Below are 22120 nucleotides of genomic sequence, written 5' to 3'. Positions count from 1 at the left end.
GTTGTGCCGATGAAAAAGTCACGATTCACCGAAGAGCAGATAGTCTTTGCCCTGAAGCAGGCTGAGCTGGGTACGCCCGTACCGGAAGTCTGCCGCAAGCTGGGCATCTCCGATGCCACGTTCTACACCTGGCGCAAAAAGTACGGCGGGATTTCTCCTTCAGAACTGAAACATATGCGGCAGCTCGAGGAGGAAAACCTTCGCCTGAAGAAGCTGGTTGCCGATCTGAGCCTCGACAAGGCCATGCTTCAGGATGTGCTGGCAAAAAAGAGCTGACGCTGGCACGCCTGCGCGAGTGGGTCAGGGATTTACAGACCCGCTATGGTGCCAGTGAGAGACAGGTCTGCTTTGCGCTGCAGGTCAGCCGCAGTTCGTTCCGCTACCGCTCCGTTGCGGCAGACGGCAGTGCGCTGCGACTGCGCATCAGGGAGATAACCGAAACCCGGGTCCACTACGGCTACCGCAGGGTACACGTCATGCTGAAACGGGAAGGCTGGCGTGATAACCACGAGCGCATCTACCGGCTCTACCGTGAGCAGGGGCTGTCGCTGCGGCTAAAACGCCCCCGCCGCAATAAATCTGCGCTGAAACGTCAGTCCCCTCCGCAGGGGCTGTATCCCAACCACGTATGGGGTATGGATTTTGTCTCCGATGCGTTGTTTGACGGTCGGCGGCTGCGCCTGCTGACGGTAATCGATCTCTACACGCGCGAATGTCTGGGGATCTGCGTGGGCCAGAACCTGCGGTCTTCAGAAGTGGCTGAGATGCTGAATAACATTGCGCTGAGGCGACCGCTGCCACAGCTCCTGAAAACTGATAATGGTTCTGAATTTGCTGGAAAAATGCTGGATAAATGGGTGTACGAACGTGATATCCGGATTGACTTCTCGCGACCGGGTACGCCCACGGATAAGGCCACGGTGGAGTCCTTCAACGGCAGGCTGCGGCAGGAATGCCTGAACGAGAACTGGTTTATGTCGATGGAGGATGCCCGGTGCAAAATCGAAGCCTGGCGCATACACTATAACCGGAGTCGTCCCCATTCTGCGCTGGGCTGGATGACCCCATCTGAATTTGCCGAAAAATCTGTCGGTTGCCAGAATAAGCAACCAACCTGAAGCCGGTTATTCCTGATTATGCCTGGAACATATTCGGGGTCAGGGTCAGGATCCGACATTACTAAGTGAGCGTTGTATTTAATCCTGGGGGCAGGTCATGGGCATGTTAGAAGTTGGCAAGATCTTACTCAAGACATGAAAAATGCGCTTCAACAGGCTGGTATGGTTAATAATAAAGGCAAGATTATTACGAGGTAATGCATGTTTTTTCAAAATCCTAAACGTCAATCTAGAGATGCTTTAATCTCTGATTTGGCCTCTAATGATGTAAATAAAATATGTGCTGCTTTAGTGTCAATTTCTTTCTATGAAAGTGATTGGAAATGGGCGCAGGATATTTGTTTGGATTGTCTAAAAAGCGATAATATTGAGGTTAGTAAAATAGCTGCAACCTGTTTAGGGCATATTGTACGCATTCACGGAATGTTAGAAATAGATAAAGTTCTGGATGCTTTTAAACAGCAAGAAAAAAACAAAGCGATTTCAGGTTATATAAGTGATGCTATAGATGATATTAATATTTTTTTAGTTAAAAATGATGTATGAATATAGTATTGTTTCTCCTGGTTTTAAGATACTTGATTATTATAAGACATTAACTAAAACAACTATAAGTGCGAAGGCACTTGATACTCACAGACCGCGATCAGAAATTCGAATTTACCGGGGTCAATAAAGCAGCAAGCAATTCAAAATTTGAAAGATGGTAATTTCAATGCCAATACTGTTGGTTCCGGGGCTGCGAAAAATTAAACACCTGTCATATTTTGTGGAAATAACCCATGTTGAGGATAAATCATGCTCTTTGATCCAGTAAAAACCCGATTATTTTGGCAGCCGTAATTTTAAGAACGCGCATGAAGGGGGCGTTACATCGGCCCTTGAAAGCTATGAGGTACAGATGGTGTTGGCAGTCATTGCCCTGGATAGCGGTGAATAACATTGCCGAACTTCAGCCAGGAAGCAGCGCGGGCATGACGCAGTCTGCTGTTGCAGCCGGAACGATTACCATGAGGGACAGCAGCCAGCAGACACAGGATGGTAGATAAATGAAGGCGAAAAACTTATAAAACAATTAGATATTTTAGGGGTAAATAAGAATAGCTATCCACTAGGAGCATTGCGAAACAGTGATTATACCTGTGTTGTTAGAGAAACTAAGCTTTGGATTGTTTAGTATGTTGAAAGAGATAAGCCTTCTATGCTTGCTTCCTTTGCCGATGAGAAGAAGACTATAGTTTTGTTTTAATACAATTAAAAAAATGGCTGTTGTGATTTTGGCCGCAAGCGCACAGCTAGTATCGCCTGGTAATTTTCTGACTAATCCGACAAATTGGTGTTCACAAAACAGGGCGTTCACATCATTTCAGCAAATGCACCATATAATGTGTATGAGGTATTAAAACTAATTATTCGTGTTTCGCAAAGAAAAATTCTTCCTTGGTTTGGTAAAAGGGCAAGGGATACAATATGAGTTGCTGAAGCCAGTTTAATGGCATTTAGATAACGGATGTTTTGGAGAAAATAAATGACGAAAGAAGAGCTGCTTTGTGAATTAGATAAAAGAAACGTTCCCAAAGGCATTTACAGCCTTAGTGGGATTAAAGATGGTGAATGTTTATGTATCGTTCATAAAGAAAATATATGGGATGTTGTATACAACAGTCGAGGGGGAATTACTTATAAAGAAAGATTTGATAACGAGAGGGCTGCTTATGATCAATTTTATCAAATAATGAAAGATGATTATGGCTGGTAGTGCTGAACAACAGGCGTTAGGTTTTGTCGGCGAGGTTCCAGAGACGTTTCCAGGCTTTATTGTACCAACGGCTAGTAATCCACCTCAAATGCTTAACAGGGCAGTAGATTCTGAGGCGAAGATTTTAAACAATATCGCCGCTAAGTTGGGGGGCAATGCATCTGTTAGTGGGACTATTAACTTGCTGACTGAACGCGCTCCTTGCCTAATTTGCTCAAATACTATCGAAATGTTCAAACCAAATATCCAAATATTACTGTTAATGTATCCGATAATGGCGGTGTAATTCCTCCTACTAAATTCGAAAGGAAAATAGCAATGAGCACCGAAAATTTGACACCAGAGCTCGCGTATCTTGCGATGTATGAATTTCTCGTAGAGCTTTATCAGCGAACGATGTCGGACGAGTTAGGTTCCCTGTTGGGTAGTATGAGCTATCTTGCCGATGGTGAAACTGCTGATCCGGCGGTTTGGAAGGATTGGATGCTCTGTGTGACTAAAGTCTTGGCTGGGCAAGGCGATGCTCAACTGAAATTGAGATAATTTATTGGTGCAAAAGCGAAAGCCGATGCTTTGAAGCCGACCAGCATTACCACGATTACGGACGAGATGGAGGCCAATCCTTGCTGGATTAGCCGATCTACACAGTTGATGAGCCTAGGGCAGTTGGGGCGGATTTTGTTGATACAAAAGGGAGTCTTCTAGAAATTAGGATGATTGATGGTTTCTACCAAGCAGAAGAAACGCCATTCAAACTCTCTGAATATTATTACAATTGTTTACTCACCTAACACCGGCCCAGTGCCAGCGGAATCAGCGCCGGTTTCTCGAATGATAACGCCAAGGGGAAGAATGTCGGTGGTGTGTTGCCGGTGATGACCAACGCCAGCGGCAGCGCGTCGGGCACGACCCGCTCTGCGGTGGCCGACGGCAGTATTACGGTGCGTGATACCGGCCAGCAAACGCAGGATGTGGGTACGCTGAGCCGGGATACGGACGATGCCAACGGGCATATCGACAAGATTTTTGACAAACAAAAAATAGAAGAAAATCAGGCAGTCGCTCAGGCCATCAGCGAGATTGGCGCGCAGACGATGCAGAACATGGTGCTGCAGGCGCAGGTCAATGCCAAAAGTGATGCGCTTGCCCGGTTGTCGGGGACCGATGCGTACATCAATGCCTCGAAAGAAGACAGGCAGACGATGCTGGAGAACTCACCGGAATATATCGCAGCAGAGCAAAAATACGGTATCGGCAGCCCGTTCTGGACGGCGGGCACGGCTATCTCCGGTGCGCTGGAAGGCCTCTCCGGTGGCGATATGAGCCAGGCGCTGGCGGGCGGACTGGCTGGCACCTTATCTTTCGCTGGCGGTGAAAAAAGCCACCGGTGATGATGTTGTGGCCAACACGGCTGGCCATGCTTTGGCAGGGGCCGTTATTGCGTATCTGCAGGGCGGTTCCGTGGCTGGCGGTGCGGCCGGCGCGGCGGCGGGTGAACTGGCAGCAAAAGCGATTGCCAGTGAACTGTATCCGGGAATAAAGCCGGAAAATCTGACGAATGATCAGAAAGCGAATGTGAGTGCGCTGAGTACTCTGGCCGCCGGGCTGGCAGGTGGTGTGGCCGGGAATTCGGCATTGGCAGGCGTGCATAGGGGTACCGGAGTCGCAGATACCAAACGTAGTTATGCAGGCTGTTACAGAGGGAAATATTGTTGGTTACCAAGGAACTGGCACGGGGCGACCAATCTACGAAGTAACTATTAATGATCAATCACAGCGGATTGCGATAACTGTTGGAAACAACGGCTACATTGTTGGAGCGAATCCCGCAGGGAGAGGATAATGAAGATAATTAAATTGATGGCTGATTATCAATGCTTTCCATTATGGGAGGCTTCGCCGGGAGTTGTGGGTAATATTGACCCAAGAGATTTGCCAATCTCAGAAGCCCTTCAGGTGCGACTCTTGGAGTGGGCATCTGTATATGACTGCACGTTAGATATGAATGATCCGGCTTTTTCAGGGTTTGAGCATGCTGAATTAGCCGAGAGTTTTAAGAAAAATGGTCTCGAATTAGTGACAATGTTACAAACGGAATTGGGTACCGAATATTCTGTTATTCATAGAATCAGTGGCTATGTAAAAGCACAGAAATAATTTGTCCCGGTCTGGTATCGCTGTTTGTGCGGAGATGCCGCCATATCAGGCCGAAGCGATTAAAATTGGTTGGGGCATTTTCATGGTAGATATGCCTCTCAGTGAGATGAAAGAAAGACCGGATACTTCAGTTTAGACTGGCATTGTTTTCAGGGAGGAGATCATCTAATGCGGCCCCATACAAGAGCCGCAGTCTCTTAATTATTCTGATTTAAACCCAGGTTTACCATTAGCAGTTCGCCATTCTTTGATAGTTTTGACTATTCCTACTGGAGTATTATCAACTCCAGATTCTGGATAATAGATCAGATCGGAACCAGCTGGATGCTCTGTTAACAGTTCAAACAGAAGTACTGCTGAAATGTGCTCTTGTTCTGTTGTATAAGTGTCTTTACAAATACCGGTTACAAAATCCAAAAACTCACCTTCAGTGAAGTCGGATAATATTTTTTTGTCCATTTTCAATTACCTTTCTGAATTTCAATAAGATCTTTAGGGGTTACTGCATTCAGATTATCAACGTTGTATACATCCCCATCTTTAGAAATTTCCTGTTTATGGTGCAACTCAATTTTGACTCGTTTGCCAACTCGATCTTGTTTTCTAACGTATGGAGCTCGTCCATTTTTCATCGTATCTAAGCTGTTAGGATCAAATTGCTTGCTCAGCTCAGGATCATAAGCCACTGCCTTCCAAAAGGCTCGACGGAACGAGTCAAAGCTCCCAAACGTCCGAATATGGCACTGAATGGCTTCACGCCGATGCAACATATTCAGCGAATGTCCTGATTCTACTTGTCACCTCCGTTGAAAATGGGGGGATTACCCAGAGGCGAAGATTGTAAACAATATCGCCGCTAAGTTGGGGGGCAATACATCTGTTAGTGGGACTATTAACTTACTGACTGAACGCGAACAAGGAGATCAAATGCGTCAGAGAACAATCGTGTGCCCTGTTATACAAAATAACGGTGAGTTTTTGCTTTGTAAAATGGCTTCCGATCGTGGGGTTTTCCCCGGACAGTGGGCTTTGCCCGGTGGCGGGATGGAACCTGGAGAAACGATGGAGGCAGCGCTGCGGCGCGAAATCATGGAGGAGTTAGGAGAAGAACTGCTTATCACCGATGTTAAGCCGTGGGCTTTTCGTGACGATACCCGGATTAAAACGTATCCGGATGGCACCACCGAAGAAATTTACATGATTTATCTCATCTTTGACTGTATTAGCGCTAACCGGAAAATCACCTTCAACGAAGAATTTCAGGAAATTATCTGGGTGCCATCTGAAGCGATGAAAAATATGGATTTAAATGAGGCGACTCGTATCACTTTTACTCAAAAGGGACTCATTTAAGAGGCTATTTTCGCCTTTATGGCAGGGTAGAGTCGTTGATTATTGAGATTACGAATATTTTCCACACGAAAAAACGTTCGATAAATTAGAGCCATTTGCACACTGAGGTTTTCGAAAAAAACTTGCCGTAAGGGAAAAAATAGCCCCAGAAACTGGGGCGTTCTGTGTTAGCTTTTTTCAGCGTTTTTTATAAAATTCAGTAAATTATTCCCATTGGGTGAGCCTAATCCGGTGCAGGGATCCCAGACGGATGCAGAAGGCAAACCGTTGTTGCCGGGAATGTTGCTGGCAAACGCGTTCGACCCCATCAGTTGGTAAAAAAACGGATTGATATAACCCAGCCTGTATCCCAACGATGTATTCAACCGTGCAATAAGACCGGCAATAATCGGGGTTGCGACGCTGGTTCCTGCTGCGGGAAAAGGCTTTCCATTGTAGATCATGATGGCATGGTTCACCCCGCTGGCATTAACCGATACATCAGGAGTGGCGCTGGCATTTCTTGTCAGATAAGGATAATTGCGGAAATAGTGGGTTAGCGCGTTATTCTGGAACGCCGGAGCCGGATAAAAATTACTGAACGCCCCGCCGGATGCATTGGTGCCTTCCAGCCAGACCTGTTCGATTCCGTTGCGATATAACGTTGTTCCACCGCAGGCAATCACGCGATCAAAGCCAGCAGGAAGATTGATCCCTGCCATCTTATAATTCGACCCAATCTGGTAGATCCCATCGTCACCGGATGCCGCGAGCACTGTGATCCCGCGTAAGCTGAGCTGCTGAAGCAAAATGGACAAATGCGCCTTGGTTGCTGCAGGCACAAAACTTTCTCCACTCGCCCAGCTGGTACTGATCACGCTGACCTCATTGTCAGTATCATCCAGGATAATCTGGAATCCTTCCTGAAATGAGTCGGCGTAATACACGACAATTTTCGCTTTCGGGACAATCCCCGCCACCATCTGAATATCCATGTTCACTTCAACGTCATTCACTATCTTTGATTGTGGATCCTGAGACGGTTCCTCCCCGATAATTTTGACGTCGGGCTTAACAAGGTTGAAGGTCGTGCAAAAGGCCGCCAGGTCATCGGGCTGGAAAGCCCCGCCTAACGCAATAATTCCCACGGTTTGTCCCTCTCCCAGATTATCGGGAAAATGGTACATTTCCGCGATCTCCTGCGGTGAATAACCGGCGGGGGGGAGTGGCTCCTGAAGCAATAAGTTATCTGTCGCCTGTATTTGCTTTTGCGCCAAATCCTGCAGAGGGGATGATTGATCCGCAACCTGTAATAATTTCATACGCCGGGAAGGAACGTGCGCAATTGATAATCCGATATTTAACCCCTCAATATTGAGAATATAAGGGCGTAAATCATCGGGAAGCCGGATATGCCCGTGGTAGGCCAAAAACAGATTACCGCTATCCTGCCGGTAAAGATGGAAAGTGATACCCAGCAACTGAGAAAATTGCCCGAGGGTACCGCTCACGGAAACTTCGCGCTTTTTAACGCTGCTGCTTTCTATTTTCGCGCCCGTTTGTACAACAAAGCCGGCGAGCTTTTGCAGGGCTTCATCATTGGCGACAGTGTGTTCTTCAAGCGCATCTGCGGTCAGATAATTGCGAGTTACAGGCGCGGTATAAGAAAAAGCCATATCCATCTGAAACGCGTTGGCATGAGATTCCGGAGCCAAATGAAAGGTTAATTTCAGTTCAGCCGCATCATCTGCCGCAGATTGATAAACAGCCGCAGGAGGGAGGGTTTGAAAGATATCGTCAGTCAGAATATTCATTTTTTCATGCCTCTTTATCAAGCATTAGCGGATGTGTAGCACGGTTTCAACCCTTGTCGGATCAAACAAACGCAGGTAATACAGGCCTGTGCCAGCAAGCCCCAGCATCAGCCCGGGGGTTTCTTTACCTGATTCGCCTATGCCACTGGGATCAAAAACGCCGCTCGGCCAGGGGGTATCTGTTAGCTGATATTTTTCGATACCGAGTGCGGCAATTTGATGTGCCAGCTCTGCGAAGTCGGGGCGCTGTAATATCTCTGCGCCCATGAAAAGAATTTCCGCGTTGCCCGCTCCACCATGACAAAAGCTGAAATTGATCTGTTCTGGCTGTGTCCCGAGCTGTTGTAGCAGCTGCTGATACGTTGTCGTCAGGCCAGTCAGCGCTTCCTGCAATAATGTTGGTTCATCTAATAGCTGCCAGGCGCGTAAACGAGACAATGCAACGCCGGGGGCGCCGTGGCACCACATATGGTTGAATTGCGGGGTCTGATAGAGGGATCGAAGATCTGGCCAATTCTGATGCTGTGGGCTGAAATTTTCCCGCTCATAGTTAAACGCCTGCAATCCGGCATTGACGTAACTGTTGCGCTTTGTCGCAACGCCGAGTTCGATAAGTGCCAACCCAAAGCCTGCACAGCCGTGGGAATATCCCGTTAATCCGCGCTCATTCCCAGGCGTGAGCCAGTACATTGCCCCAGGCGTCTTGTGTGCTTTACTTAATAAAAAATCGCCCAACCGCACGGCGCACGAAAGCCAGCGATCGTCGCCTTCAGCCTGATGAATTTTAATCAAGGCTGGAATGGCACCGGCTGCCCCGCCAATCACATCGAGCTCATTATCAGGCACCGGAAGTGTGTGGATATGTTCCAGTAAATTCAGCCCCTGCGCTTTCCAGTCGGGACGTTCGAGAATATTTCCAATTCGCCACATTGCCCATGCAATACCTAATTGCCCGGCATGCAGACTAAAAGTCGCCAGCTGATGAGGTTGCCCTGTCATATATTGGATATTATTAATGGTGGTCGAAAGGGTCTCAAATAATTCAGGATCTGGCTTTTGCCTGTATAATTCAGCTAAAAAAAGAGCGATACCGGCCAGCCCGTTGTATAAGGATGCGTCAAAGGTTCGCGTCACCACCTGAAATTGATTATTGATTGAATCCACGACGGCACCCTGCCAGTTACTTCGATGATTAAAGCGGATGCACTCTCGTTGTAAACTCTTACCAATGCTTTCGGCAGCATTCAGGTATTGTAACCGGGTCATAGTGCAGGCTCCGTATCGTCAAATCCGACAGGTAAACTGAGTGAATTAGGGTTAAGGTGCAGGCGGGCGATCTCAATGCCTTTGCTATTGAACGCCTCCGTTATGCAACGTTGATTCATTCTTTCTGCGTCAACCGCTCCCGCGTTGGCGGATTTTTTTTCACAGGCCATCAGCAGCCCTTTCGCGATAAGCTGGCAGCGATGCATACCGAAACTTTGCCCGTTGCCGGGGTCTTCAGCAAAAGAGATCCCTCTGGCAATGATTTGTGTAAATAAAGGTGAGGTTTCCAGCATGTATTTAGCCAGTGAGGCTAAATGTGGCTTTAATATTCGCAGGGTATAATCGAAATAACGTTTTTCGAGGTACAGTACCGCGCTATCGGCCCGGTTGTATAAATCTGGATGGTTCAGACATTTGAAATTAAAAGCTATGCTGTTTTGATTTAATAAATCCGTGATCAGTTTTATCAATGGTGCGGCACCCTCTGGCGTAATATGCCAATATATCCTTACCTGTGGTGCATCATGTTCCATATACCGGTTGCTATGAACATAATAAAATACCTGCTGAATATGTTTATTTTCTTTTTGTCTCAGGAAATGGATGTACTGATTCACTGCCAGCGGGGCATTAGGAATAGCAGGAATAAATCTGTTAGGGTAAGCCTGTCTCAGTCTGCCATTTTTCTCAGCCCATATCCCTTGTGCATCGGCATGGTAAATTTTCCAGTTCTGATCGGGAGTTTCCAGCGAGCTATTCGGTAAACTTAATGTCTGCATAAATGCTTCACGCTCATTGCGTTTGGGCAGCGTCATAAGCGTTTTCCCGTCTGGCACGCCGCAGTAGATCCTGGAGTACAAGGCCAGGCTAAGTTGCGATTCCAGAAACTGCTTTTGTTGCTGAGCATCATGGGTCTGGTTATGCCCAAACTGACTCAGCGGGCCAATATATTCGTTCCAGGCATAGTTATGAAATACTGAATATATTTGGCCATCAATCCGGTAACTATTTGAATTCGTGACATCTACACGATCCGCAATCTGTTTAATCTGCTGTTCAAAGTTCATTAGACTGTGCTCCCAGAATCTGTGTTGTCCAGGCCTGTGGTGCCGTGATCATCTGCATAACCATTTGCACAATGCGGTTGCTCTGCGGCGAAATTTCATTACTCGCTATGGTGGATTCACAGGCTGTTTGCAGCATTCTGGCCGCAGTAAAATGAATAACCTTTTGCCGGTTTTCTGCGCTATCAAGAGCCTGGTCAGGATGAGCGTACGCACGGGATTTTCTATAGCTCAGCCAGAAGGTATGGCAGGCCGAAAGAGTACTTTCCCAGGTTAAAAATTCCATTCCGGGTTGCGATTGGTTTTGCAACATGGGATTCGGGTTCTGGGAGAAGATCCATAAGGTAAGAAGGCTCTGCAAAAGCCCTGCAACATCCCACATGGGGTCTCCGATATCGGCAATTTCCCAATCAATTAATTTCATCTCGCTGGCACTATTCCCGGGCACATGGATAAAATTAATGAGTTTTATATCGCCGTGGATCAGCGTATTTCCGGACCAGGCATATCGCAGATCCTCCAAAAATTGCGCTATTTCTGGCCGTTGCTGAATAAACTGCCCAATAGGTATCTGGCTCGGTCCGGCATTTTTAACCTGCGGGTTATCCCAATCACCAAATAGCATAATCCACGGGGGTTGCCGGTTAAAAAAACGTAGCCCGGAATTATTCTCTATTTGTCCGCTCAGGTCTTTATGCAGGTTTGCAAGAATGATCGCCATCCGGGCAATCTCTTCCGGAACGACAGACTTTCGCTGAGTAATAAGCTCGTGCAGGCTGATAGCACTGGGGAAAAACTCAGTAACAAAAACGTGATTATCTGGCTCATAACCATAATAGTGAGGGATGAATGTGCGCATTTCCGGCAATATATCGGTCTGCTGGATCAGGCAATGGACCGTAGCGTCTTTTTGCATTAAATAGGCATTTTGAGGATCCAGGGATAAAAGCTGTTTAATAAATAGCCCCCCCGGGTGATTACCCAAAAATACCTGAAAGATGCTGTTCCTGCTCTGTCTCTGAATGACTTTATAATTGCCACTCACCAGATATTCCGGATGTAAAAAACCTTTATCAACCAAAAAATAAGCCAGGTTGTTGAGTGTCAGACGCATGATGGCTCCCTTTCATGTATAAAATCACCGGCGAATAATCGCCGGTGATACAGTGAACCGAATCAGCAAGAACCAAGAGAAGGGAAGTATGTCTGCGCCTGAGCCGGTGGTTTACAGTTCCAGCTCACACCACAATCCTGAGGGATAGTGACAGGGGGTGTCTGAGCCGCAGCACAGGAGCCGATGGACGGGAAGTATGTCTGCGCCTGAGCTTGTCCGCTGCAGCCTGCAACCTGCGTCAATATTTGGGTTGTGAAGCCTAAGCACTGCATGCTCAGGGTTGGGAACTGCGCCTGAGCCGGTGCAGTTCCCTGATTACAGTTCCAGCTCACACCACAATCCTGAGGGATAGTGATAGGGAGTGTCTGAGCCGCAGCACAGGAGCCGATGGACGGGAAGTACGTCTGCGCCTGAGCCGGAGCCTGTGCATGCGGTGGTTTACAGTTCCAGCTCACACCACAATCCTGAGGAATGGTGATCGTCGGTGTCTGAGCCGCGGCACAAGAGCCGATGGACGGGAAGTACGTCTGTGCCTGAGCTTGTTGTCCGCTGCAGCCTGCAACCTGCGTCAATATTTTGGTTGTGACCTGCAAGCACTGCATGCTCAGGGTTGGGAACTGCGCCTGAGCCGGTGCAGTTCCCTGATTACAGTTCCAGCTCACGCCACAATCCTGAGGGATAGTGATCGTGGGTGTCTGAGCTGCTGCACAAGAGCCGATGGACGGGAAGTACGTCTGCGCCTGAGCCTGTGCATGCGGTGGTTTACAGTTCCAGCTCACACCGCAGTCCTGAGGGATAGTGATCGTGGGTGCCTGAGCCGCGGCGCAAGAGCCGATAGATGGGAAGTACGTCTGCGCCTGAGCTTGTCCGCTGCAGCCTGCAACCTGCGTCAATATTTTGGTTGTGATACCTACGCACTGCATGCTCAGGGTTGGGAACTGAGCCTGCGCAGCGCAATGACCAATCGATGGGAAATAGGTCTGCCCCTGAGCCTGATCGCTGCCGCAGCAGAAAGTTTGCCCGGTTTGCACGCAACCAGGAAGGCTGACAGGGGACTGAGCCTGCGCAGCGCAATGACCAATCGATGGGAAATAGGTCTGCCCCTGGGCCTGATCGCTTCCGCAGCAGAAAGTTTGCCCGGTTTGCACGCAGCCAGGAAGGCTGATGGGAGGCTGAGTTTGGTTTGCAGGGCCATTCGCGTTGTTAGCTGGACAAACAGTTGGAAAATAAGTAAACATGTAACGGTTCCTCATAGCTTGTTTTGAGTAACGCAAACCACTTACTGTCGTTGTTTGGCGACATGCAGTAAGTGGTTTTCTTTTTGCACGCGATACATGGAATATCAAATAAGCCTATCTCATGTTTTGTTAGCGCATCCACATGTTAGTACTCATGTCATCGATGGCTATTACACCGGATTACACGAGGTAGATAAAAATAAACTAACCTTATGCTTTTTATGGAAATGGAGTCTTTAAATATATTCTTAATCACCCCGTAAATAATTTCAGGCAAGGCCTTTTGTCAGCAAAAAGATAGTTAAGAAATGTTCATAATTCAGTTATGAAACTGTCATGAATTACCGTCATTACCGGCTCTCCATCTCAGCAGTTTTGTGTTATGGCATCATTTTCCCTGTTTGATTTGATACAAATCGATTGTCGGTTTCTCCTCATGTGGCTGTATTTTGAGAGGGAGGTCTCCCGCAAGATCGTCAATAGCTATCTGTCCCAGATCATTAAGGAGCCTGGCAGCATCGGACGTGCGTTCTGAGGGTTCCTTCCGGAGTACTTTATGCAGAAGATAACCCAGAGGATGTGCTAAAAGTGCAGCCGGAATGGATACGGGAGCTGTGCTGAGGCTCTGGTAATAAAGTTGTCCCAGTGTTGATCCTGAAATAGCAGGCACTCCGGTTAAACATTCGAGAAATACTAATCCCCACATGTAAAAATCGCTTCGGTATGTGACATTTTCACCCCGTAATTGCTCTGGTGAACAATAACCTGGCGTGCCGGATCGTGCCTGAGATAAAGCAGGCCGATGATGAAATTCCTTTCTGCACAGAGCAGGGGATAAGATGCTGATGCCAAAATCCAATAGAACAGCGTGAGGTTTTCCTGCTCTTTCGCTCAGGATGATATTGGATGGTTTAATGTCACAGTGGATAATCCCGCAGCTGTGAATATAGCGTATGGCATCCATGATTTGAGACATGATAGTAATTGCTGCTTCAGCACCTAATGCGCCATATAGTTTCAGGTGTTCGTCCAGTGATATGCCGTTAACATATTCAAATATGACAAACGGGCTGTCGCCGGAAATGTCATTTCTACTCAGGAATCGTATAATGTTGGGGTGGGATAGCCTCGAAGTAATTTGACACTCTTGTTCAAAGCTTGCGATCCTTGTCAGCTTTTCTACTTTATCGAGGTCAGGGGAGAAATGCAGAGACTTAATCACTACATCCTGATGACTTATTTTATCTTTTGCTTTAAATACGGTGCTAAAAAGACCCTCTTTTATTTGATTTAAAAGTTCGTACTTTCCTGAAAAGGATTTTTCATTCAGGAGTCTTTTAATTTTTTGCAAGTTTTCCATTATTCGTCAAGAGCAGCCTGAACCGGTCTCTGGCTTGCCCCCCTTAACAATGATCAGTTTAGATGAATTAATACGCACAGCGCCGTCTTGTAACTGTAATATCTGGCAGGCATCTATATCATTAAAATCAATAACATCACCCAGCCTGTGCCGAAGCCGGTGCACGCGAATGCGGGTATTATCCGGCTTTATTCCCAATGCTTTTGATAGCTCATTCAGGTCATACCAACCGCGATTGTTTTGGGCGTATCCCCGTAAACAATCCGCGATGGATTTTCTTGCGAGACAGAGCAATAAGAACAATTGGTTCTGAAGACGCTCTCCTTTGATGACCGAGGACTGCTCTGAATCTGCGATTTTCAACCTGATATCCTCTTCATCTTCAGATACCTCAAAGTAAAAGACCAGATCGTCCACTGAACGTGCTATGGGATGATTTTGTAATGTATCAAATTCTTCCTGGGCGGATTGCAGATAGTAATGTTCACCAACGAGTGAGATCACTTCGCCATTGAGTATCTCGCGATAGGCCTCCTTATCTTCTGACGTATGCAAACTCCAGTTACTGCCGTCATATAATAAAAAACAGCTATCTGAAATTATCGTAATGGGTTTTTTTAAATAAAGTGGCGGGCATTGAGGGTTAACACTTACCATTGTATCACAGGGTTTTCTGGCACTGATAAGGGTGAGCGTTTCGCCTGTTATTGAAGATAACATAATGGTATCTGATTCTTCCAATAAGCAGGGCTCATTTTTAATAACTCGCTGGTTATTAACCCATACTCCATTTTTACTTTTATCTCTAATATACCAGTTATTCCCCTTCCAAAATATTGCCATATGTATGCGGGAAATATCGGATGTGGAAAATATTGCGTGACAGTTCATTGAGCGGCCAAACGTATGGTAATGGCGAAGGCAAATATATCCTCCACCCGATGATTTTATTAAGCCACCATTAACCCCCCCTCCCTCTGAATCAGCGGGGAAACGGGAATATACGTGCTGAGAGAGTTCGGAAGAAATAGAATTTGCTGATAGTTTCCAGTCGAAATTATCCATGTCAGTGACAACGCGGTAAGCATTCAATACAAGGGTTATTTATTTCATCAGAAATAAATAAGATCGCCAGAATAGTATAACTCAGCATTCTTGCACTACCTCTTATAACAAGCTTGTTTTATTGCTGACATAAAATAGTGTTTCATAATTTCTAGTATATATCCGCATTTGATGCAAATAAAAAACACTCTCAATAGCACATCTTGTTAATATAATTGATAATTCAGTCACTAAGGGTTGGGCGTGAGATCACTGCCTGCCGGATAAAAATGTCCGGCAGGCGCGATACCGATTTTAATAAATCTTATGCAGGGTTATGGCTGATGACCATTTTTAATGGCTGATAGATTTGCGGGTCAAATATAGATACCGGCAGCCTGACCGATGTATTGTTGTCACGCGATTCGATTACCTGAGTAATGGTTATGGCGCTGGCTTTTTCAACTGCATCGCAGCTGAACTCGGTTGCGGCGTCGACGGAACGGCTGGCGTCGCTGTCTCCAAATGGCGGAACAGTCAATACCCCTTCGCTCAGGGAGTGACCTTCTTTGTCACTGAGTTGTAAAGTGATAGAAAGATGACTGAATTCTCCCTCACCGCCGTTATCCAGCCTGAACATCAGGGAGCAAACCCCCTGCGTCCACATGCTGTCAGTATTGCGAATGCTTATGTAGCGATTCCCGTCGGCTTTACCGGGCATACTCCAGCCCAACCCCAACAGCAAAATTACCCAGAATATGTTTGCTATCCGTTTCATAAAGTCTGTGCCTCAGAATGGTTTTTGAATAAGAGGATTAATTATTCCCTGTTGTCTGCTTGCAGCTTTCCAGCCAGCCTGCTGTATCAATCTTGCCGTTTTCTAAATACTTCTGCTGATTCTGCCAGTGTGCAGCCAGGAACGGTCTGAGGCCGGAAAGGCGCTTGTTGAGTGTGAGCATTTGATCGAAGACAGAGACCTCAGGTTTAAGCCCTTCCTGCCCATACAGCGTCGCTGAATCAACCAGGCTGCTTGCGTAGTAACCCGTAAGTTGCTGAAGTCTTTCTGTTTGTTCACCCAGTTTTGATTTGCGGTTAGCGCAATTGGTATCGCCTGCGTCTTTGTCTTTACACAACAGCTCGTAGTTGTGATTTAAGAAATCGAGAAAGCGTCCGTCATCCTGCAATTTGGTGCACAGGAAAGAACCTAAATTCAGGCTGGCACGGATAGACTGTGCACGCTCTTCTTGTTGTTTTTGATTGCTGGCGCGGAGCTGATTTTCCAAATCCTTCAGTTTTTGTTTCAGCGCCGCGTCGTCAACACCCGAGGCGAGGCTGCTCAGCTCTTTGGCGGTATCTTTGGTGTCGTCATTTTTCTTTTCGGTATTCGGGTTTTCAGCCCCCAGTGTTTCCCAGCTTTTTTCGAGTAATTTAACTTTTTCCTTGGAGGTAATCGCCGGCGCGACTAACACAAGGCGCAGGCCCGTACTTTTGCTGGTGTAGGGTGTTGCATCGTCGTAGTAGCTCACTTCTTTGCGGGCAGCACTACGGATCTCCGACTGGTCAGACTGGAAGCTGCCACCGCGTATGACGAAGCCCCCGGCCTGACCATGCAGCCGGTTCAGCTTGTTGAGATAAAAGGGCGTAAACATCATCTCTGAAACATTGCCCAACATGTCATAAAGGCCGAGGGGATTAGGGCTGAGAAGGCCAATGACCTGCGCTTTGCCATTGGACGATTGTGAACCAGAAAACCACTCATAGTTTTTAATATCATCCATCGGGTAATGCACATCCCGAAACTCGGCACTGTTTACTTTTAAACCACCACGGGCGGCAAATTCCCATTCGACTTCGGTCGGTAACCGTAAAAAACCCAGGCTTCCATCTTCTTTCGGCAGCTTGTCGATGGCATTGGTGCGTAGCCACTGGTTATATTTGTCGGCCGCGGTGACGGCATCAAACCAGCTCATCCCGGTCGCTGCGATGTTGAGGATGCGTGAGGGAGGGGAGCATTCTCCCCTTAGCGCGTTATATTGCAGGGAAGTCAGCTCGTATTTGGCCATCAGGTAATAACGGCCTTTTCCCTTTTTGTCATCAGCAAAGCTGCCGGCGATAAAAGCCGGGTGGCTGTGTTCAATGACCCCCCAGTCCCCTCCATCTTGTCCCAGCGTAATAGGCAGATCGTCAAGAGGGCCAGCCATAGGGATCTCGATCCGACGAAAGACCATCGAACCTTCACAAGGCATAGGCAGGACAACATCTTCGCTGTCTGGTTTGGGATTATAAGTACTGCCAGCCCAGGGGGCAGCCAGAACGGGCGATACAGTGGCGAGCAGGCCGAGAACTAACCCGTATCGCAGAGGTGAAAGAGTCAATGTCACGAACAATCTCCGCTAATCATCAGTTGAATTGGAAAGGAGGTGAGAACGGTCACACCTCACGCAGGCTCTGCGCGGGTTCAATATTAATAGCGCGCCGTGCCCCGATGCTGGCCACCAGGAGCGCGACGACTGCCGTCAGGAGCATCGCGAATACACTGTGTGCGGGTGTAATTTTGCACAGCATTTCTCCGGTCGGCTGGCTGCCGGATAGCGCCCGGTTAAAGACCTGGCTGGCAATGAGATAGATGCCATAGCCGCCAGCATAGGCCAGCAGGCTGAGCAGGCAGCCTTGCAACATCACGTACATCCCGACGGCCGGGCCGGTAAAGCCGAGAAGCCGCAATACGGCAATGTGTTTACGTTTGCGATCAACGTTAGCGATAAAAGAACCGATGAGAGAGGCAATACAACCGATAAGTGCCGTTGCGGCGATAGTATTAAAAATGACACCCAGCACCCGGTTAATGCTTTTCACATTCTCTATATCAGCCAGACGGCTGGTGGTTTCGATACGTTGTGACCGCAAATCGCGCTCAAGGCTGGCGACGTGATCAATGTCTTTGGCATACAGTCGCGCACGGGCATACAACGGCGGTTTATGAGTAAACGGATCGCCGGTGTTAATGCCAAGGTCGGGGATAGCGAAGCCGTCTCTGAAATGTTCAAGCATCATGAGCAGTTCCGGGCGGGTAAACAGGGCTGTGCGGTTAAAATAAGTCGCCGGTAAAATCCCTGCCACCGTCAGGCTCTTTCGCCCCCATTCCCGACGTTCTTCAAGCTGGCGGTTGACGCGTAAGACCACCGTGTCACCGACGTTGACCGCCAGTTTGCGTGCGGCTTCTTGTGTTAAAACGACGTCATTGTCGTTGAGAAGCTCAAGGCTGCCCAACAGGGGATCGCCTGCACCGGTAGGAATAACCTCGGCATTTTCGATGAAATGGCTGCTGTCCGTCTGAAGGTCGGCAAGGGTGTTAAGTGAACGTGTCTGGCCGATAGCAAATCCGACATCGGGCCGCTGGCGCAACTGCGTTATCCAGCCCTGGTCATAACTCCCGCTGCTGAGCATGCGGATTTCAAGGTTGCGGGGATCTTTTGCCAGATCATCCTGCAACTGGCTGACAATTCCAAAACGCAAACCAAAGAGGAGCAGAAGCGGAGCAATCACCGCAACCAGCGAGGATATGATGCAAAAAGAGATAATGCGGTCGTGCCACAGATCTTGTAGCGCCAGACGGCCAAGCAGCAGGATTCGGTTACGGGACAAAACAGGTTCCTCTTTGATCTTGCCCTTGTTCATCGGGGCGGGCAACAAGGCAAGGTAAATTGAAACGCTGCACCAGTGGCCAGTCGTGGCAAACGACCAGCGCCATCATCCCCTCCTGGCGAACCAGATCAATGAACAGGCTAAACAGCTGCCGGGCATTGTGGGGGTCAAGCGCTGCGGTGGGTTCGTCGGCCAGCACCAGGGCAGGACGGTGCAAGATAGCGCGGGCGAATGCGGTTCTTTGCCTTTCACCAAACGATAACTGTGCCGGGTATTTAGACAACAGTGGCCCGAGTTTCAGGGTATCGGTTATCCTGGCCAGCAGAGTTTTGTCGGGGATCATTGCGAGTAACTGACAGGGCAACCGTATATTGTCCTGCACTGTCAGGTAGGGCAGAAGGCCGCCATTTTGCAGCACAAATCCGAGGTGGCGTGCGCGAATGTCTGCCAGTTGTGCTTGCTGATGAGTGCTGAGCAATGCCGCGACATCACGCTGCTGATTTGCCCCGCTCAGATCGAAGCGGCCTACGCTGTCGGGGCGTAACAACAGGCCGATGGCCTCGAGCAGCGTGCTTTTACCGCAGCCACTTTCGCCGGTCACCGCCATTACCTGGCCTGGTCGCAGCTCAAGCTGCGGCAGGTAAACACGGTGAGCCAGATCTCCTTCGCCGCGTACCACACACAGATCTTCAATGTGCAGCATCAGGGCATCATTTCCAGCGGGATCGGATAGACGCGATCGCGCGGATCGCTGCCTTTTGCGAGTTCAACCCAGCGATCAACATCAGCATTGTATTTCTGGTAATGGCGCAGCTTCGCAGACAGGGTGCGGATGAATTTCTCCTGCGATAAACCATCCCAGCTTTTCCAGGTCTCTTCATCAAGATTCAGGACGTCGCTGCGGTAGGGCAGGTCAGCGAGATATTCCCCTAACACGCCGAGGTCATTAATTTTGGCATTTTCCTGTTGTTTGAGCTGATTGGGATCGGCACCCATCGTTGCCGCGACGGTACGCAGCCGTTCAAACATTTTTGCGGGGGAGATCATGCCTTCATTAGCGGCTTGCAGGATCTGGCTCACCGCATCGCTCAGGTCGCTCAGTTGTCCTTTAGTCAGCAGCACGCGGACGTCGGTGGTGGGAATGTTTTGCTTAATCAGGTCGCGGTCGCTGATCCAGGCCTTAAACACCAGCGGTGCCCGGGTATCATTCTTTTTACCCAGGTATGCCAGCTGCATAGCATGACCAATCAGCGCCGTATCCTGAAGCAACTTCTGCTCCGGCGTCAGCTTCTTACCCTCATCTTTGGAATAGAGTGCGCTTCCGATGGCAGGCTCGCCCATATAAGCGGATTTAACCTGTTCGGTAATGGCTGCGGCAAGCGTATCAACCTGCTGACCAAACGTTTTCAGATCACCCGCATCCACGGCCTGGTAAAGGTTGGATTGCGTACTGTCAAAGTTGGAGAGATCCCGGTACTGAGCTTCGGCTTTAGCATGGTCATCTTTGCCGCTTGGCGTTTTCAGATGCAGGGTATAGATGGCGATCCCCCGGTTGCCGGCTTCCAGCCTCAGCTGTTTAGCATCCATGCCTGTTCCTGACAGTTTGCTGCTCCCGTCAATTGCCCCGGCGTCGGTGATTAACACCATGTAACGTGCACCGAACGGGCTCCAGTCAATGTCGTCAATAGCAGACAGCACGCCGGAGTAAGTATCTTCGTCGTATAAGGAGCTGGAGACTTTGGCCTCTTTCAGGTCGGCGACCTTCTTCAGAAAGTCCTCGCCATCTTTTACCTGATTGGGATCGGCATAGATCTTTGTCCGGTATTCGAGGCCCGGCACCACTTTGTTGTTTGACCGGTACGAAACCAGCCCAAATTTAACCTGTCCCTGGAGGTTCTCTTGTTTGATCTTGTCGTAGATCTTGTTCACCGCTTCTTTGGTGCGCTCAATGTACGGGCCCATTGAAAGCGTGGAGTCAATGACGAAGACAACGGATGCATTAAATCCTTTAAGCTGGTTAACGCTGTCTCCCTCTTTGGCGTTGGGATCGGGCTTGCTCACGGAGGCTACGTTCAGTAAACGGGTATAGAACCCGTTTTCGGTCATGACCTCTTCACCGCTCAAAATAGGCAAAAGATAAAACTGCTTTTGCAGATCAACAAAGTATTCCGGCTCCTGAGCCAGCACACCCTCTGCGTGGCCGTCACGTTTTAACTTCGCGCGCAGCGGCGCCACCAGAGATACCGGATCGGGGGCTGAGAAAATATCGTCCAGGCTTTTTTTCTCTTTGAAAAACAGCAGACGATCGCGGTTAGCGGGGTTAGTAAAGGCCAGCGTCAGCTGCATTTTCCAGTCAACCGTGCACGATTTCGGCAACCAGCCGATCGTTTTCCCGTAGCTGTCCGGGCCAACTTTGACCCAACTTTCGCCATTGGCATCGGTTTTTTGATAAACGTACAGGCTGCTAAAGGCCGGTTGTAATTCACCTTTGTCATCGCCGGCAGTTTTACCCAGCTTGCAGCCGGGGGTCGTGAGCACCCGCTGATATAAGGTTTTTTTCCCGTCCTGCAGCAGCGGTTTGTCGCCATCCGCTGCAAAAACGTGGCTTCCAAGAAGCAGGCCACACAAAGGCAGAACCCGCCGTAAAACAGACATATTCATCATTTCCGCAGCTCCTCAAGACGTTGTTTGGCCTTTTGGTTATCCGGTTCAGTCTGGAGTACCGTTTCATACCAGTAAGCCGCCGTGTCAGGGTCCGCCTCTTTGAAACAGTCGTTGGGCTTATGATCTTTAGGGTCGTATTCACTTGCGTACGCGAGCGCTACTTTACTGTCACCGCCCTGTGCCCGGTTGGCGTAAAGACGCTGTGCCACACCGCATTTTTTTGCATCTTTAGCCGCCTGAATGATGGCCAGCAGCTTGTCGCTGTCGAGTTTTTGCTGCACGCAATTTTGTACGAAATCGAGCTCGCTCTGGCTGCTGAGGCTGGCGGGCGAACATTCGCTGGCTGCCGGTGTTGCCGGTGGAGCCGCTGCTGCCGGGGCTTCAGGTTGTTTATCTGCTGTCGCAGGCATATTGGCAGCGGTCCCTCGCCCTAAAAACCACCACAGGGCTCCCGCGACAATCAACAACACCAGCAGTGCGGCAACTATCATCGGAACACGAGATGACGGCGATTTTGGTTTACGTTCGTCAGGTGCGGATATTGG

General features: G+C 48.6%; 23 protein-coding genes and 1 pseudogene. 9 read left to right on the top strand and 15 right to left on the bottom strand.

The features are described 5' to 3' along the window. The first annotated feature begins 9 nt into the window (after window positions 1-9). The 8 genes from CWS43_RS24515 to CWS43_RS24480 all read left to right on the top strand — a co-directional run bounded on the left by CWS43_RS24515 (window position 10) and on the right by CWS43_RS24480 (window position 5034). Window positions 10-1118, top strand: a protein-coding gene (locus tag CWS43_RS24515) for an IS3 family transposase (protein WP_369825942.1) whose coding sequence is annotated in 2 segments (ribosomal slippage) — window positions 10-271 and window positions 271-1118 — 1110 coding nt in all. Because the reading frame shifts where the segments join, the coding sequence is not laid out codon by codon here. A 201-nt stretch (window positions 1119-1319) separates the two neighbouring features. Continuing rightward, entirely contained in the window at window positions 1320-1664 is a 345-nt protein-coding gene (locus tag CWS43_RS24505; RefSeq protein ID WP_101079772.1) for a hypothetical protein, read from the top strand. Window positions 1665-2646: 982 nt separating this feature from the next. Next, window positions 2647-2877, top strand: a complete 231-nt coding sequence (locus tag CWS43_RS27320; RefSeq protein ID WP_157825435.1) for a hypothetical protein — start codon at window positions 2647-2649, stop codon at window positions 2875-2877. Further along, window positions 2867-3163 carry a deaminase domain-containing protein gene (locus tag CWS43_RS24500; protein ID WP_157825434.1) on the top strand — a complete coding sequence of 99 codons (297 nt, stop codon included), beginning with the start codon at window positions 2867-2869 and terminating at the stop codon, window positions 3161-3163. The genes CWS43_RS27320 and CWS43_RS24500 overlap by 11 nt, the downstream gene beginning before the upstream one ends. A 32-nt stretch (window positions 3164-3195) precedes the next feature. After that, window positions 3196-3420, top strand: coding sequence for a hypothetical protein (locus tag CWS43_RS24495; protein ID WP_101079770.1), 225 nt, complete (start codon window positions 3196-3198; stop codon window positions 3418-3420). 332 nt (window positions 3421-3752) lie between these two features. After that, window positions 3753-4268, top strand: coding sequence for a hypothetical protein (locus CWS43_RS24490; RefSeq protein ID WP_232777202.1), 516 nt, complete (start codon window positions 3753-3755; stop codon window positions 4266-4268). A gap of 7 nt (window positions 4269-4275) precedes the next feature. Then, window positions 4276-4641: a VENN motif pre-toxin domain-containing protein gene (locus CWS43_RS24485; RefSeq protein WP_232777200.1), complete on the top strand. Its 366-nt coding sequence runs from the start codon at window positions 4276-4278 to the stop codon at window positions 4639-4641. 78 nt (window positions 4642-4719) lie between these two features. Continuing rightward, window positions 4720-5034 carry a hypothetical protein gene (locus tag CWS43_RS24480; RefSeq protein ID WP_101079769.1) on the top strand — a complete coding sequence of 105 codons (315 nt, stop codon included), beginning with the start codon at window positions 4720-4722 and terminating at the stop codon, window positions 5032-5034. A gap of 201 nt (window positions 5035-5235) precedes the next feature. On the opposite strand, the gene CWS43_RS24475 is transcribed toward CWS43_RS24480, so the two are convergent. Both CWS43_RS24475 and CWS43_RS24470 read right to left on the bottom strand, forming a co-directional pair. Next, window positions 5236-5493: a bacteriocin immunity protein gene (locus tag CWS43_RS24475; protein WP_101079768.1), complete on the bottom strand. Its 258-nt coding sequence runs from the start codon at window positions 5491-5493 to the stop codon at window positions 5236-5238. Between the two features lie 2 nt (window positions 5494-5495). Further along, complete coding sequence (locus CWS43_RS24470) at window positions 5496-5804, bottom strand: HNH nuclease (RefSeq protein WP_101079767.1); 309 nt, start codon at window positions 5802-5804, stop codon at window positions 5496-5498. A gap of 157 nt (window positions 5805-5961) precedes the next feature. Here CWS43_RS24470 and nudI point away from each other — a divergent pair, with 157 nt between their 5' ends. After that, window positions 5962-6387 (top strand): nucleoside triphosphatase NudI, encoded by a 426-nt coding sequence (nudI, locus tag CWS43_RS24465; protein WP_101079766.1) that lies wholly within the window; start codon window positions 5962-5964, stop codon window positions 6385-6387. 167 nt (window positions 6388-6554) lie between these two features. Here the strand turns inward: nudI and CWS43_RS24460 are convergent, their stop codons facing one another. From CWS43_RS24460 to CWS43_RS27435, 13 genes and pseudogenes are all read right to left on the bottom strand, one after another. Then, complete coding sequence (locus CWS43_RS24460) at window positions 6555-8180, bottom strand: protease pro-enzyme activation domain-containing protein (protein WP_101079765.1); 1626 nt, start codon at window positions 8178-8180, stop codon at window positions 6555-6557. Between the two features lie 24 nt (window positions 8181-8204). Beyond that, a complete protein-coding gene (locus CWS43_RS24455; RefSeq protein ID WP_101079764.1) occupies window positions 8205-9446 on the bottom strand; it encodes a lanthionine synthetase LanC family protein in 1242 nt (413 codons plus the stop codon). Then, window positions 9443-10513 (bottom strand): T3SS effector HopA1 family protein, encoded by a 1071-nt coding sequence (locus CWS43_RS24450; protein WP_101079763.1) that lies wholly within the window; start codon window positions 10511-10513, stop codon window positions 9443-9445. Before CWS43_RS24450 ends, CWS43_RS24455 begins: the two co-directional genes overlap by 4 nt. Further along, entirely contained in the window at window positions 10503-11624 is a 1122-nt protein-coding gene (locus tag CWS43_RS24445) for a phosphotransferase (protein WP_101079762.1), read from the bottom strand. The genes CWS43_RS24450 and CWS43_RS24445 overlap by 11 nt, the downstream gene beginning before the upstream one ends. Window positions 11625-11686: 62 nt before the next feature. Next, on the bottom strand, window positions 11687-12862 hold the full coding sequence (locus CWS43_RS24440; RefSeq protein ID WP_101079761.1) for a hypothetical protein: 1176 nt from the start codon (window positions 12860-12862) through the stop codon (window positions 11687-11689). 388 nt (window positions 12863-13250) lie between these two features. Next, a complete protein-coding gene (locus tag CWS43_RS24435) occupies window positions 13251-14222 on the bottom strand; it encodes a protein kinase (protein ID WP_101079760.1) in 972 nt (323 codons plus the stop codon). 6 nt (window positions 14223-14228) lie between these two features. Beyond that, window positions 14229-15287 carry an FHA domain-containing protein gene (locus CWS43_RS24430; RefSeq protein WP_101079759.1) on the bottom strand — a complete coding sequence of 353 codons (1059 nt, stop codon included), beginning with the start codon at window positions 15285-15287 and terminating at the stop codon, window positions 14229-14231. 304 nt (window positions 15288-15591) lie between these two features. Further along, window positions 15592-16044 carry an IrmA family protein gene (locus tag CWS43_RS24425; RefSeq protein WP_232777198.1) on the bottom strand — a complete coding sequence of 151 codons (453 nt, stop codon included), beginning with the start codon at window positions 16042-16044 and terminating at the stop codon, window positions 15592-15594. Window positions 16045-16081: 37 nt separating this feature from the next. After that, window positions 16082-17647: an SUMF1/EgtB/PvdO family nonheme iron enzyme gene (locus tag CWS43_RS24420; protein WP_101079757.1), complete on the bottom strand. Its 1566-nt coding sequence runs from the start codon at window positions 17645-17647 to the stop codon at window positions 16082-16084. Window positions 17648-17696: 49 nt separating this feature from the next. Further along, the gene (locus CWS43_RS24415; RefSeq protein WP_101079756.1) at window positions 17697-18911 is read right to left on the bottom strand and encodes an ABC transporter permease; all 1215 of its coding nucleotides are present in this window, start codon (window positions 18909-18911) and stop codon (window positions 17697-17699) included. Then, complete coding sequence (locus CWS43_RS24410) at window positions 18901-19614, bottom strand: ABC transporter ATP-binding protein (protein ID WP_101079755.1); 714 nt, start codon at window positions 19612-19614, stop codon at window positions 18901-18903. Before CWS43_RS24410 ends, CWS43_RS24415 begins: the two co-directional genes overlap by 11 nt. Then, the gene (locus CWS43_RS24405) at window positions 19614-21575 is read right to left on the bottom strand and encodes a vWA domain-containing protein (protein ID WP_198555923.1); all 1962 of its coding nucleotides are present in this window, start codon (window positions 21573-21575) and stop codon (window positions 19614-19616) included. Before CWS43_RS24405 ends, CWS43_RS24410 begins: the two co-directional genes overlap by 1 nt. Continuing rightward, window positions 21572-22120, bottom strand: a pseudogene (locus tag CWS43_RS27435) (hypothetical protein); the annotation flags it as partial. The gene CWS43_RS24405 and the pseudogene CWS43_RS27435, both read right to left, overlap by 4 nt.

Origin of the sequence: Rahnella sp. AA, from assembly GCF_002834385.1 — a bacterium.
Lineage (GTDB): Bacteria > Pseudomonadota > Gammaproteobacteria > Enterobacterales > Enterobacteriaceae > Rahnella.
This window is presented reverse-complemented; position numbering and strand designations above follow the sequence as displayed.